Source organism: Pseudomonas sp. G1002 (assembly GCF_013385455.1).
Taxonomy (GTDB): domain Bacteria; phylum Pseudomonadota; class Gammaproteobacteria; order Pseudomonadales; family Pseudomonadaceae; genus Aquipseudomonas.
Genome location: NZ_JACAPY010000005.1, coordinates 139,565 through 152,720, shown reverse-complemented (window position 1 = coordinate 152,720; position 13,156 = coordinate 139,565). Strand labels below are relative to the sequence as shown.

The window sequence follows — 13,156 nt, the reverse complement described above, 5'->3', positions numbered from 1 at the left end:
CAATGTCGCGCCGATTGCCCTCGCGTATAATCGGCGCCCTGCCCCAGCCGGAAACGACCCGATGAACTCGATTGATCCCGCCGTGTTTGAAGAATGGATGATGACCGGCCTGGTCAGCATCCTGATCATTTTCATGGGCTTTATCGTCTGGGACCTGGCGAAGAAATCCAAGGCCGGGCGCTTTGGCTCGATGATCCTGTTCTTCGTGCTGGGCCTGGGCGTTGCCGCGTTCATCATCAAGAGCGTGGTGATCGGCCTGATCGAGTCCGGCGCCTTATAAGCGCGCCGGCACTTCTTTCCATTGGCCTTGGTCCAGGCCGTCGATTGACCAGTCACCAATCCGCACCCGCACCAGACGCAGCGTCGGCAACCCCACCGCCGCCGTCATGCGCCGCACCTGGCGGTTACGCCCTTCACGAATCACCAGCTCCAGCCAATGGGTCGGCACGCTTTTGCGAAACCGCACCGGCGGGTTACGTGGCCACAGTTGTGGCTCGTCCAGTTGCCGGGCTTCGGCGGGCAGGGTCATGCCGTCATTGAGCTCCACACCGTCGCGCAGGCGTTGCAGCTGTTCCTCGGTCGGTTCGCCTTCCACCTGCACCCAATAGGTTTTCGCCAGCTTGTGCTTGGGGTCCGCGATGCGCGCCTGCAATTGGCCGTCGTTGGTCAGCAGCAACAGGCCTTCACTGTCACGGTCCAGGCGCCCGGCCGGGTAAATGCCGGGGATGTCGATGAAATCCTTGAGGGTCGCCCGCCCGCCTTCATCGCTGAATTGGGTCAGCACATCGAAGGGTTTATTGAACAGGATCAACTTGGGATCGGCCGGTGGCGCCTTGGCGACACGACGCGGGGCTGACGAGGTTTGCGGACTTTTCACACCGGGGCGGCGGGAAACAGGACGGGCAGGACGGGACATGGCAAAGGAACATCTAACGGTCAGGACCGACAATGCTAGTGGCCTGACCGTTAAATAACCATCCCAACCGTTTAGCGGAACGGCGGCTCGTCGAAGCTGCGCAGTTTGCGCGAGTGCAACGAGTTGAGTTCGGTGCGCAACAGATCCACCGCCTCGATGCCGATCTTCAAGTGCTGGCTGACCGCACGCTCATAGAACGCGTTGGCCGATCCCGGCAGCTTGATCTCGCTGTGCAGCGGTTTATCCGACACACACAGCAACGTGCCGTACGGCACCCGCAGGCGGTAGCCCTGGGCGGCGATGGTGCCGCTTTCCATGTCCACGGCCACGGCGCGGGACAGGTTGATCAGCGGACGTTCCTGGGCCCAGCGCAGCTCCCAGTTGCGGTCGTCGTAGGTCAGCACGGTGCCGGTGCGCAGGCGTTTTTTCAGCTCTTCGCCTTTCTCGCCGGTGACGTTGGCCGCGGCTTGCTGCAAGGCCATCTGCACTTCGGCCAGGGCCGGGATCGGAATGTTCGGCGGCACTACCCGGTCGAGAATCCCGTCGCGACGCATGTAGGCGTGAGCCAGCACGTAGTCACCGATGGTCTGGGATTGGCGCAGCCCGCCGCAGTGACCAATCATCAGCCAGCAATGCGGACGCAATACGGCGAGGTGGTCGGTGATGTTCTTGGCATTGGACGGGCCGACGCCGATGTTCACCAGGGTCACACCATGGCCGTCGCTCGCCTGCAAGTGGTAGGCCGGCATCTGATAACGGTGCCAGACCACGCCGGCAGCAATGGCAGACGCTTCGCCGTGGTCCATGCTCTTGTCGATGATCACATTGCCCGGCAGCACCATGCGGATAAAGCGCGGGTCGCTGCGCAACTGTTCCAGTCCATGCACGATGAACTGGTCAACGTAGCGGTGGTAGTTGGTCAGCAAAATCCACGGCTGCACATGGCGCCAGTCGCTGCCGGTGTAGTGCACCAGGCGGCGCAGGGAGAAGTCGACGCGGGCGGCATCGAACAACGCCAATGGCAGCGGGTCGGTGTTTTCCCAGTCGTACAGCCCGTCGGCGATGCCATCGGTGGCGGCAGACAGGTCGGTACTCGGGAACACCCGCGCCAGCGTGGCGGCAGTCACACCGGAGCCGGCCAGTTCGTCACCCTGCTCCACCACGTACGGGTAGGGAATGTTCTGCTGGCTGACGCCCACTTCCACCGTCACGGTGAAGTCGTGCATCAACGGCACCAGTTGCTCCAGCAGGTATTTGCGGAAGGCCGACGGATGGGTGACGGTGACGCTGTAGGTCCCCGGCAACTGAACCTTGGCATACGCCCGGGTGGTCTGTGGGACTTCGCCCTGCACCAGGTAGGTCAGGCGCAGTTCCGGGTAGCGAAACATCGCACGTTGTTCAGCGTCGGGTTCGACGCGGTCTTTGAGGTAGCGCTTGAGGGCTTGATTGAGCGCGCCGGTAGCACGCTCATGGAGAGCCGCCAGCCGATCCACGGCTTCTTCGGCGGTTTGAACGACAACAAAAGCTTCGGTCACGGTAAGCATCCTGTGTTCTGACTTGCAGGCCTTCATCTTGCCTGTATCCCTGGCGCACTGGAACACCGGAATTGGAATGCGATCAATAATGTGGGAGCGGCGGTGCGACGATTCGACTTGCTCGCGAATGCGGTAGGTCAGCACATGTATTGGCTGATCCACCGCCTTCGCGAGCAAGCCCGCTCGCACATTTTGCCCGCATTCATTCAGAGGATTTGAGGTGTCGACCGGGCGACGATGGCCTCCACATCCACACCGCGCGGCAAGGTGCCATAGACCCGGCCCGACGACTCGCCCAGTCGGCTGGCGATAAAGCCATCACTCACACTGGCATTGCCCGCCTCCAGCAGCAGCTTGGCCTGCAACGCCACCGCAATGTCCTCGGTCAATTGCCGGGCACGGTATTGGATGTCCTGGGTGTCCATGAACGCCGACTTCAACTGCTCGATATGCCGCGCCAGGTGCTTGTGGCCATGACCATCCCCCAGCTCGACAAACAGCGCCTCCAATACGCCCGGTTCTTTGGACAGGGCCCGCAGCACATCCAGGCACTGCACATTGCCGGAACCTTCCCACGTCGAGTTGACCGGCGCCTCACGGTACAAGCGCGGCAGGATACTGTCCTCGACATACCCCGCACCGCCCATGCACTCGGCGGCTTCGTTGATCATCGCGGGCGCGCGCTTGCAGATCCAGTACTTGCCCACCGCCGTCACCAGCCGGGCGAATTTGGCTTCCTGTTCGTTATCCAGGTGGTCCAGCGCGCGCCCCATGCGCATGCTCAAGGCCAGGGACGCCTCGCTTTCCAGGGCCAGGTCGGCCAGTACGTTCTGCATCAACGGTTGCTCGCTGAGCACCCGGCCACCTACCAGGCGGTGAGCGCAATGATGGCTGGCCTGGGTCAGCGCCTGGCGCATCAGGGCGCTGGAGCCGACCATGCAATCGAAGCGGGTCATCGCCACCATCTCGATGATGGTCGGTACGCCGCGCCCTTCTTCGCCGATCATCCAGGCCAGCGCGCCACGAAACTCCACTTCGCTGGAAGCGTTGGAGCAGTTGCCGAGCTTGTTTTTCAGGCGCTGGATGTAGAACTCGTTGCGGGTGTCATCCGGGCGGTGCCGGGGCAGCAGGAAACAGGTCAGGCCCTTGTCGGTCTGGGCCAGGGTGAGGAAGCCATCGCACATCGGCGCGGAGCAGAACCACTTGTGCCCCACCAGCTCATACGCCTGGCCCGGGCCGCCAGCGCCCACCGGGTAAGCGCGGGTGGTGTTGGCGCGCACGTCGGTGCCACCCTGTTTCTCGGTCATGGCCATGCCGATGGTGGCGCCGGCCTTGTGGGCGATGCCGACGTTGCGCGGGTCGTATTCGGTGGCGAGGATTTTCGGCAGCCAGGTTTCAGCCAGGTCTGGCTGCAGGCGCAGGGCCGGGACGCAGGCGAACGTCATGGTCAGCGGGCAGCCGGTGCCGGCTTCGGCCTGGCTGTGCAGGTAGGTCATCGCCGCACGGGCCACATGGGCGCCGGATTGCGGATGGGCCCACGGCAACGACGGCAGGCCGTGTTCGACGGCGGTGCGCATCAGTTCGTGGTAGGCCGGATGAAACTCCACCAGGTCGATGCGATGGCCAAACCGGTCATGGCTGTTGAACACCGGTTTGTTCTGGTTGGCCAGGAACCCGGCTTCCATCAGCGGCCCGCCCGCCAGCGCACCATAGGTGTCGATGCGCTGCTCGGCCCAGCCGGCGCCGAAGCGCCGGGACCAGTCTTGCAGCGGCAAGTCGATACGGTACAGATTGGTGCCGTCCAGGGACGGTGGCTGGTTGGTGACGTCGTGGGTTTCGGCGAACTGGTGCAGGTGCATGACGGGCCTCCTGAAAAAAGGCCACGTTCATTGAGGCCTGAATTTCAGTTAAGCACCGTCACCCGGGTTAAAAAAGTGGCATAAACGCCTAATTGGCGGCGCTTTCACCCTCAACCATATGCAACAACCGCAGTTGCAGCACCCGTTGCAGGGCCTCGAAACGTACCGGCTTGGCCACTCGGTCGGTGATACCCACGCCGTGGCAGCGCTCGCGTTCCGGGGCTTGTAACGAGGTGCTCAAGGCGATCACCGGCAGCTCACCACAGCCGGGCAACGCACGGATCTGGCAGCACAGCGAAAAGCCGCCCTCGGGCACATCCAGCAACACTGCGTCGAAGGTTTGACTCTGTAGCAACGCCAGGGCGGCCGGCCCATTGTCGACGGTTTTCACCCGATAACCGAGCTTGAGCAACATGCCGCGCACCACCAGTTGCGCCACGCTGTTGTCGTCCACCAGCAGCACCGTGCACTCCTGCGGCGTGCGTTGCGCCTGCGGTACTCGCCGCACGGCAGCCGGTTCTGGCTGGATGGGGCTGACTGCAAGTTCCAGCTGGAAGCGACTGCCGCGCCGCGGCTCGGAATTGTGGGTGAGGCGCCCACCGAGCAACTCGATCAATTGCCGGCAGATCGCCAGGCCAATGCCCATGCCGCCGTATTGGCGAGTGGTCGAGCCATCGAGCTGGAAGAAGCGCTGATACAGGGTCGCCTCATCGAGGTAGGCGAAGCCGATGCCGGTGTCAGTGACAATGAAGGTCAGGCGCAGCGTTCCGTCCGCCTGGGGCACACCGACCACCCGCACACGCACCGAGCCCTCGTGGGTGAACTTGAAGGCATTGTCCAACAGGCAATCCAGGCATTGCGCCAGCTTGCCGGGATCACCGTTGATGCGGTCCGGCAGGTCTTCTGCCAGATCAATGGAGAACGCCAACCCTTTGTTCTGGGCGCTGGCCGCGAACTGCTGGCGCAAGGTGTCGAGCAGCCCACGCAGGCTGAACACTTGGGGTTGCGGGCTGAGGCGCCCGGCCTGCAATTCGGTGAGGGTGAGGATGCCGTTGACCATGCGCATCATCTCGCGGGCCGCACCGGAGGCGGTTTGATGGTACTGCGCGAGGTCGCCTGGCAGCGGCTCGGTCTGCATCAATTCCAGGGAGCCGATCACACCGTTCATCGGCGTGCGCAGCTCGTGGGTCAAGGTGGCGAGGAATTCATCCTTGAGCTGGTTGCTGTGGGCCAGTTGCGTGTTGAGCACTTCGAGTTTCTGGCTGGCGTCGAACAGGATTTGCGCCTGTTGCTCGCGCATCGAATTGATCCGGTCGGCCAGCGCCAGGGACAGCAAGGCCACTTCCAGTGCCGAGCCGATCTGGCTGGCGTACATCGTGAGGAACACATTGGGCAGGTAGCCCAGCACCATCATCGTATTGACTACACCGCCCAGCAGGAAAGCGGTCCAAGCGATGATGAAGTAGCGCGCCATGCGCTGGCCGCAATACCAGGCCTTGATGGCCGCGACGAAGATGGTCACGGTAAAGACCAGCGCGAGGGCGGTGGCCAGGCGCAGCGCCAGCGCATAACTGGTGAACAGTGCCAGCACCATCACCACCCCGCCGCTGACCGCCAGGGCCAGCAACAGCCGGTTGATCCAGCGACTGTAAAGCGCGGTGTGCAGGAAACTGCGGGCAAAGAGGCTGCCGAACAGCGCCGCCGAACCGATCAGGAAGGGCACCGCCGCGTTCGCCCACCACGGGTTATTCGGCCAGAAATACTGCACGGCCACGCCGTTCACCGACAGCTGATACAGGCCGAACGAGGCGATATAGAGGATGTAATAGAGGTAGCTGGTGTCGCGCACGCTCAGGTAGATGAACAGGTTGTAGATCAGCATGCCGAGCAACACGCCGTAGATCACACCCAGCACGTACAGGCGCAATGGCTGTTCTTCGAGGTACGCAGTGGTGGACCAGAGGGTCAGCGGTGCCTGGATCGAGCCCTGGCTTTGCAGGCGCAGGTACAGGGTTTCCTGCTGGCCAGGGACGAAGTCGAGCTTGAACAGGTAGTTGCTCTGGCGGATTTCACGGCTGGAAAACGGCAGGATGCTGCCGGTGCGCGACACCAGTCGATAGTTGCCGACACTGTCAGGCTCGTACAGCTCCAGTTGGTTCAGCGGCGGGTAAGCCAGTTCCAGCAGCCAGCGGCGCGGGGCATCCGGGCGCTGTGCACGGTAATGCAAATCGACCTTGAGCCAGAACACCGAGCGCGAATAGCCGGCATTCAATGTGGCTTTGTCGTGGGTCTTGAAACGACTGGCGAGGACCGGCGAGCTGATATCGCCAATGGTCAGGGCGCCACTGGGGTCCTCAAGGACTTGCATCACTTGGCCCAGGGGCAACCGCGTGGTGGTCTCGTTGAACTCGACTGCGCCGGCCAGCATCGGCAGCCCGGTCAACAGTAACATCAGCAAATAGCGCATAGAGCCCCAGCGTGACCTGTCCGGTTATGTCAAAAGCCTCCATTCCTTTTGAGCAGACGTAAACCGGCGATACAGTTATTGGTTTGAATCCACTCTAGCATAGCCATTACAGGCCAAAAGACACCATTGAAATAATTTTTTGAAAGGCTCTAGAGCGGGCATTACAGGGCATTTGACCTGTATTTCACGATGATAGCAAACAGCCACCTCCGCCGTCCCCTCCGCTAAAAATTCAACCATCGCCCGACAGCCACCCAAAAAGCGTTTGGTGGTAAGCTCGCGCACCATGAATATCTACAGCTCTCGCCCCGTTGTCCTCTGTCTCTCCGGCCATGATCCCAGTGGTGGCGCCGGCTTGCAGGCAGATATCGAAGCCCTGCTCGCCCAGGGCTGTCATGCGGCCCCGGCCGTCACCGCGCTGACTGTGCAGAACACCGTCAACGTCAGCGATTTCCGCGTGCTGGATCGCGAGTGGGTGCTGGCCCAGGCCAACGCCGTGCTCGGTGACTCCGAAGTGGCCGCGGTGAAACTGGGCATGCTCGGTTCCCTGGAGATGGTCGACACCGTGGTCGAACTGCTCAAGGCGCACCCGCATTTGCCGGTGGTCTGCGACCCGGTGCTGCGTGCCGGCGGCGGCGGCAGCCTGGGCAAGGACGAGGTCGGCTACGCCATGCGCGAGCGGCTGTTGCCGCTGTCGATGATCGCCACCCCCAACCTGCCTGAAGCACGCATCCTCGCCGAATTGCCCGAGGGCACGGCGGACGAATGCGCAGCGAAACTGCTGCCGTTCATCAAGCACCTGCTGATCACCGGCGGCCATGGCGACGAGCACGAAGTGCACAACCGCCTCTACAGCCGCGACGGCACGCACCAGACCTTTACCTGCCAGCGCCTGCCCGGCAGCTACCACGGTTCGGGCTGCACCCTGGCCAGCGCGCTGGCCGGTCGGTTGGCACAAGGCGAAGGGTTGGTCAGCGCGGTGCAATCGGCCCTCAACTACACTTGGCGCACCCTGCGTGACGCTGAACAACTCGGCCAGGGGCAATTCGTGCCTCGTCGTCTGCCGTTGGATTTCTGCTCGTAACACCAAGAGGCCTGCCCGATGAAACTACGTGGCCTTTATGCCATTACCGACAGCCAACTGTTGGCCGGCAAGTTCCTGGCCTACGTCGAAGCGGCGTTGGACGGTGGCGTGACCCTGCTGCAATACCGCGATAAAAGCAGCGACGAAGCGCGCCGCCTGCGGGAAGCCGAAAAACTGCGGGAGCTGTGCTCGCGCTACAAGACCCAACTGATCATCAACGATGACGCCGAACTGGCCGCACGCCTCGGCGTCGGCGTGCACCTGGGCCAGACCGACGGCCCGCTGACGCCGGCCCGCGCGCTGCTGGGCTCCAAGGCGATCATCGGCTCCACCTGCCACAGCCAGATCGAACTGGCCGAGCAGGCTGCCCGCGAAGGTGCCAGTTATGTCGCCTTCGGCCGCTTCTTCAATTCCAACACCAAGCCCGGCGCGCCGGCAGCCACCGTTGAACTGCTGGCCCAGGCCCGCACGCGGTTGCACCTGCCGATCTGCGTGATCGGCGGCATCACCCTGGAAAATGCCAAGCCGCTGGTGGCCCACGGTGCCGACTTGCTGGCAGTGGTCCACGGCCTGTTTGGTGCCGAAAGCACCCAGGAAGTCACGCGCCGCGCCCGCGCTTTCAACGATCTTCTAAAATCTTGAATTCAGAGAACACGATCATGTCCCGTTCCGAAACCCTGTTTGCCAATGCCCAGAAACACATCCCCGGCGGTGTGAACTCTCCCGTGCGAGCGTTCAAGAGCGTTGGCGGAACCCCACTGTTCTTCAAGCATGCCGAAGGCGCCTACGTCACCGACGAAGATGACAAGCGCTACGTCGACTACGTGGGTTCGTGGGGCCCGATGATCCTCGGCCACAGCCATCCGGAAGTACTGGACGCGGTGCGCCAGCAGCTGCAACACGGCCTGTCCTATGGCGCACCGACCGCCATGGAAACCGAGATGGCTGACCTGGTGTGCTCCATCGTGCCCTCCATGGAGATGGTGCGGATGGTCAGCTCCGGCACCGAAGCCACCATGAGCGCGATTCGCCTGGCCCGTGGGTTTACCGGCCGCGACAGCATCATCAAGTTCGAAGGCTGCTACCACGGCCACTCCGACAGCCTGCTGGTCAAGGCCGGTTCCGGTGCGCTGACCCAGGGCGTACCGAGCTCCGCCGGGGTGCCGGCCGCGTTCGCCAAACACACCCTGACCCTGCCGTTCAACGACATCGCTGCCGTCGAGCAGATGCTCAGCGAAGTCGGCCAGGAAGTGGCTTGCATCATCGTCGAGCCGGTGGCCGGCAACATGAACTGCGTGCCGCCGGCGCCGGGCTTCCTGGAAGGCCTGCGGGAACAGTGCGACAAGCACGGCGTAGTGCTGATTTTTGATGAAGTGATGACCGGCTTCCGCGTTGCCCTCGGCGGCGCCCAGGCTTACTACGGCGTCACGCCGGACCTGAGCACCTTCGGCAAGATCATCGGCGGCGGCATGCCGGTGGGCTGCTTCGGCGGCAAGCGCGAAATCATGCAACACATCGCGCCGCTGGGCCCGGTGTACCAGGCAGGCACCCTGTCGGGTAACCCGCTGGCCATGGCCGCCGGCCTGACCACCCTGCGCCTGATCAGTCGCCCGGGCTTCCACGCCGAGCTGACCGACTACACCACTCGCCTGCTGGACGGCCTGCAACAGCGCGCCGATGCCGCCGGCATTCCGTTCGTGACCACCCAGGCGGGCGGCATGTTCGGCCTGTACTTCAGCGGCGCCGACGACATCGTCACCTTCGACGACGTGATGGGCAGCGATGCCGACCTGTTCAAGCGCTTCTTCCATCTGATGCTGGAAGGTGGCGTGTACCTGGCACCGAGCGCCTTTGAGGCCGGCTTCACCTCGATCGCCCATGGCGACGCCGAGCTGAAACTGACCCTCGATGCTGCCGAACGCGCCTTCGCCGCCTTGAAATAAGCGGCGCAAAAATCCGACGTCGCCCCTGGCGGCGTCAGATTTGCTACTTTGCTTACAGGCATTTCCGTCTTTTTTCGAGAATTCACCTGCAATCCGGCAGATAACTTGCCCACGCAGCAGAAAAACGAGTAAAGACTTTGTAAGCAGGTGCCTGCTTATTTCATAATGCGCGCTTATTGGATCCCCCCGTGGGTCCCGCGCCCCGTCAGAGGTAAGTCGATTCCCATGAAACGCACCGGCCGCACCCTGGTTCTGGGCTGCCTGTTGCTCCTTCAGCCGCTGCTGGCGTATGCCCAGGCAGGCGGCAACTCGTTGTTAATCCCAGCGATGGGTCGTTGCACCCTCAATACCCAGCCGGAAAGCCAGGCCGAAGCCCTGAGCGCGTGCCAGAAACAGGCCGATGGCGGGGATGCGCAGGCGCAATACGAGTTGGGCGAGTACTTCTACGACAGTAAAAACCCCGCACGCGACCTCAACAAAGCCTTGAGCTACTTCGAGAAAGCCTCGTTGCAGGGCCACGCGCAGGCGCAATTCCAGCTGGGCACCATGTTTTTCCACGGCGAAGGCGTACCGGCCAATAACGTCCAGGCGTACATCGTGCTGAAAATGGCGGCGGTGAACGGCGCCGAAGATGCACTGGACACGGCCGACGAAGTGGCCGAACACATGCAGCGCGACGAACTGGAAGTGGCTACCCAAGTGCTGGGACAGATTTTCCGCAACTACCTGCAGGAACTGCAGAGCGCAGATGGCAGCTCGCCGTTTTCGCCGCTGCCGGATCCTTCAAGGTGATAACAGATAACCCTGTCGATGCGCCTTCGGGCCAGCCACATGGGCAATCGTCATACCGGCACTCGCCATTCGCCGCACTGATCGAACATACAAAAGCCCTTCTCGGGTGCAAGCAACCGGTGTCACCCGATCAGTGATCGGATCGATGACTTCGGCGAGGATTTGCCCGGCCGCCAGGTAATCCCCCACCTTCGCGCAAAACACAATCAAGCCTCCCACTGGGCTCACCACCGGCTCTACTCCCGCCAACGGCGTTGGCGCATTCAGTAATGGCGGTAGCGGTGGTGCCTGGCCGTCAATGGCTCCCCGTTGAATCAAGTAGTCGATCAACGCCTGGCAATCCTGACGCGCCAGTCCGTGATCCACATCGGCAACACCCCGCAGCTCTACAGTCACAGCAAACCCCGGTGCCGAAAAGCGCCCGGGAAAACGCGCCTGCATGTGCGCCCAGAACAACGTAAAACACTCATCGAACGATTGCCCGCCGGCCTCTTTGGCCAAAAAACACGCCCTGGCTCCCAGGTAACGGGCCAAAGGCTCCACGTGCAACCAGAAATCCGGCGACAAATACAAATGCTGCACGGCCTCGAAATCGCAATGAAGGTCCAGCACGATATCGGCATCGCAGGCCAGCGTTTGCAGGGTCAAGCGCATGGATTGCAACTGTGTCGCCGGCTCCTGGCTGGTCAGTGTTTGCAGCAAGGCGCCACGGATCAGTTGCAGATTGGCGCCCGGTTCATCCGCCAACAGGGCTTCGACGCGATCACCGACCTGCTGGCTGACGTCGAGGAAGAAACGATTGAAGTTTTCCCGACTGTCGTTATCGAAGCGCCCCTGGGGCACATCCATCAACACTTGCTCCAACCCCAGCGGATTGGCCACCGGCACCACCACAACCGACCAACGCATCAACCCTGCTGCCTCCAGGTGCGCCAGCCGCTGCTTCAGATGCCATAAGACCAGCATGCCCGGCAGTTCATCGGCGTGCAGGGACGCCTGGATATAAACCTTGCCGGCTGCACTGGCCGGGCCGTAATGAAAACTGCGAATCTGTCGCGTCGTCCCCGGTACGACCTCCAACAACTCATGCACGTGGGTCTGCATTTCGATCTCCTATCGGGCCGCATCCAGAAAACGCAGCCAGCGCCGTTCAGCCAGGCGAAACAAACCTACCAAGGCAAAGGTAATGCACAGGTAAAGGGCCGCTGCGAAGCCGAATGATTCAAAGGTCAGGAAGGTTGCGGCGTTGGCATCCCGTGCCACTTTCAGGATATCCGGCACCGTGGCGGTGAACGCCAACGTGGTGGAATGCAACATGAAAATCACCTCATTGCTGTAGTAGGGCAATGAGCGGCGCAATGCGGATGGCATGATCAGGTGGACATACAGCTTCCAGCCGTCGAACCCCAGGGATCGGGCGGCTTCGACTTCACCACGAGGCATCGCCCGAATGGCGCCCGCGAGAATTTCCGTGGTGTAGGCGCCGGTATTCAGGGCAAATGCCAACAGCGTACAGTTCAGCGCCTCACGGAAAAACGCATCCAGCACGGGCTGTTCACGCACGGCGGCAATGCTGTAGATCCCGGTATAAAAGATCAGCAACTGGATATACAGCGGCGTGCCGCGAAACAGGTAGGTGAAGCATTGCACCGGCCAACGCAGCCAGCATCTGGATGACACCCTGGCGATGGACAAGGGCAGTGCCAGCAGTAGGCCAAGACACAGCGAGGCACTGGTCAGCCATAGGGTCATGGCCAGGCCGGTAAGTTGTTGACCGTCGGAATAGATGAACGGCCGCCAGTATTCCTGGATCAACTCGATCATGGTGACGACTCCTGCGCACCGACGCCGTAACGACGCGCCAGCCAGCGCAAGGCAAGGTTTGAAACGCTGCTGAGCAACAGGTAGATCAATGCGGCCATCAGCAAAAAGGCCAATAACTGCTGGCTACTTTTGCCCGCTACCTGGGCGACCTTGACCAAATCCGCCAAGCCAATGATCGACACCAGCGCAGTCGCCTTGAGTAAAACCATCCAGTTATTGCCCAGCCCCGGAAGGGCGAACCGCATCATTTGCGGGAATATCACGTGCACGAAGCCCTGACTGAAGGTCATGCCCAAGGCCTTGGCGGCCTGGAACTGGCCGCGAGGTACAGCCAGCAGGGCACCACGAAAGGTTTCGGTGAAATAGGCGCCGTAGATAAACCCCAAGGTGAGTACGCCTGCGCTGAATGGGTCGATTTCGATGTAGGCCATGCCCAGTTCCTGCGTCAGACGACTCAAACCGGTTTGCGCCCCATAGAAAATCAACAGCATCAACAGCAGGTCGGGCACCCCGCGAATCAGAGTGGTGTAGAGCTGTGCGCAGAGGCGCCAGGCCCTGACCCTGGACAGCTTGGCGCCAGCACCGAGCAGGCCGAACGCCAGCCCCAGCAGCAGTGACAGTAGCGCCAGTTGCAGCGTGACCCAGACACCGCCCAACAAGAGTGGCGCAAAACTGTCCAGGGTCGAGGTGAATTGAGTGAAGGTGGGCAACATGTTTGCGCTCTCGCTCGCCATTG

General features: G+C 62.0%; 12 protein-coding genes. 5 read left to right on the top strand and 7 right to left on the bottom strand.

The features are described 5' to 3' along the window. Nucleotides 1-70: 70 nt before the first annotated feature. Entirely contained in the window at nucleotides 71-280 is a 210-nt protein-coding gene (locus HX801_RS02525; RefSeq protein ID WP_026077819.1) for a DUF2788 domain-containing protein, read from the top strand. On the opposite strand, the gene HX801_RS02520 is transcribed toward HX801_RS02525, so the two are convergent. The 4 genes from HX801_RS02520 to HX801_RS02505 all read right to left on the bottom strand — a co-directional run bounded on the left by HX801_RS02520 (nucleotide 275) and on the right by HX801_RS02505 (nucleotide 6,777). After that, a complete protein-coding gene (locus HX801_RS02520) occupies nucleotides 275-916 on the bottom strand; it encodes a pseudouridine synthase (RefSeq protein WP_003215483.1) in 642 nt (213 codons plus the stop codon). The genes HX801_RS02525 and HX801_RS02520 overlap by 6 nt on opposite strands. Nucleotides 917-987: 71 nt before the next feature. Further along, nucleotides 988-2,487 carry an AMP nucleosidase gene (gene amn, locus HX801_RS02515; protein WP_172834544.1) on the bottom strand — a complete coding sequence of 500 codons (1,500 nt, stop codon included), beginning with the start codon at nucleotides 2,485-2,487 and terminating at the stop codon, nucleotides 988-990. A 170-nt stretch (nucleotides 2,488-2,657) separates the two neighbouring features. Then, nucleotides 2,658-4,310: an acyl-CoA dehydrogenase family protein gene (locus HX801_RS02510; protein WP_177008848.1), complete on the bottom strand. Its 1,653-nt coding sequence runs from the start codon at nucleotides 4,308-4,310 to the stop codon at nucleotides 2,658-2,660. A gap of 88 nt (nucleotides 4,311-4,398) precedes the next feature. Then, nucleotides 4,399-6,777, bottom strand: a complete 2,379-nt coding sequence (locus tag HX801_RS02505) for a hybrid sensor histidine kinase/response regulator (RefSeq protein ID WP_177021496.1) — start codon at nucleotides 6,775-6,777, stop codon at nucleotides 4,399-4,401. 286 nt (nucleotides 6,778-7,063) lie between these two features. Between HX801_RS02505 and HX801_RS02500 the strand changes: the two genes are divergently transcribed. The 4 genes from HX801_RS02500 (at nucleotide 7,064) to HX801_RS02485 (ending at nucleotide 10,596) form a co-directional block, all read left to right on the top strand. Continuing rightward, nucleotides 7,064-7,861: a hydroxymethylpyrimidine/phosphomethylpyrimidine kinase gene (locus HX801_RS02500; protein WP_177008849.1), complete on the top strand. Its 798-nt coding sequence runs from the start codon at nucleotides 7,064-7,066 to the stop codon at nucleotides 7,859-7,861. An 18-nt stretch (nucleotides 7,862-7,879) separates the two neighbouring features. Then, nucleotides 7,880-8,503, top strand: coding sequence for a thiamine phosphate synthase (gene thiE / locus HX801_RS02495; RefSeq protein WP_134327360.1), 624 nt, complete (start codon nucleotides 7,880-7,882; stop codon nucleotides 8,501-8,503). A gap of 17 nt (nucleotides 8,504-8,520) precedes the next feature. Next, nucleotides 8,521-9,804: a glutamate-1-semialdehyde 2,1-aminomutase gene (hemL, locus tag HX801_RS02490; RefSeq protein WP_003215470.1), complete on the top strand. Its 1,284-nt coding sequence runs from the start codon at nucleotides 8,521-8,523 to the stop codon at nucleotides 9,802-9,804. Nucleotides 9,805-10,029: 225 nt separating this feature from the next. Continuing rightward, complete coding sequence (locus tag HX801_RS02485; RefSeq protein WP_177008851.1) at nucleotides 10,030-10,596, top strand: tetratricopeptide repeat protein; 567 nt, start codon at nucleotides 10,030-10,032, stop codon at nucleotides 10,594-10,596. Here HX801_RS02485 and HX801_RS02480 read toward each other — a convergent pair. Genes HX801_RS02480 through HX801_RS02470 form a run of 3 tightly spaced genes read right to left on the bottom strand, consistent with a single transcriptional unit; the run spans nucleotide 10,588 to nucleotide 13,133 of the window. Beyond that, complete coding sequence (locus HX801_RS02480) at nucleotides 10,588-11,700, bottom strand: succinylglutamate desuccinylase/aspartoacylase family protein (protein WP_177021495.1); 1,113 nt, start codon at nucleotides 11,698-11,700, stop codon at nucleotides 10,588-10,590. The genes HX801_RS02485 and HX801_RS02480 overlap by 9 nt on opposite strands. 9 nt (nucleotides 11,701-11,709) lie before the next feature. Then, nucleotides 11,710-12,420 carry an ABC transporter permease gene (locus HX801_RS02475; protein WP_003215465.1) on the bottom strand — a complete coding sequence of 237 codons (711 nt, stop codon included), beginning with the start codon at nucleotides 12,418-12,420 and terminating at the stop codon, nucleotides 11,710-11,712. Then, nucleotides 12,417-13,133, bottom strand: coding sequence for an ABC transporter permease (locus tag HX801_RS02470; protein ID WP_177021494.1), 717 nt, complete (start codon nucleotides 13,131-13,133; stop codon nucleotides 12,417-12,419). The genes HX801_RS02475 and HX801_RS02470 overlap by 4 nt, the downstream gene beginning before the upstream one ends. Between the last annotated feature and the right edge of the window lie 23 nt (nucleotides 13,134-13,156).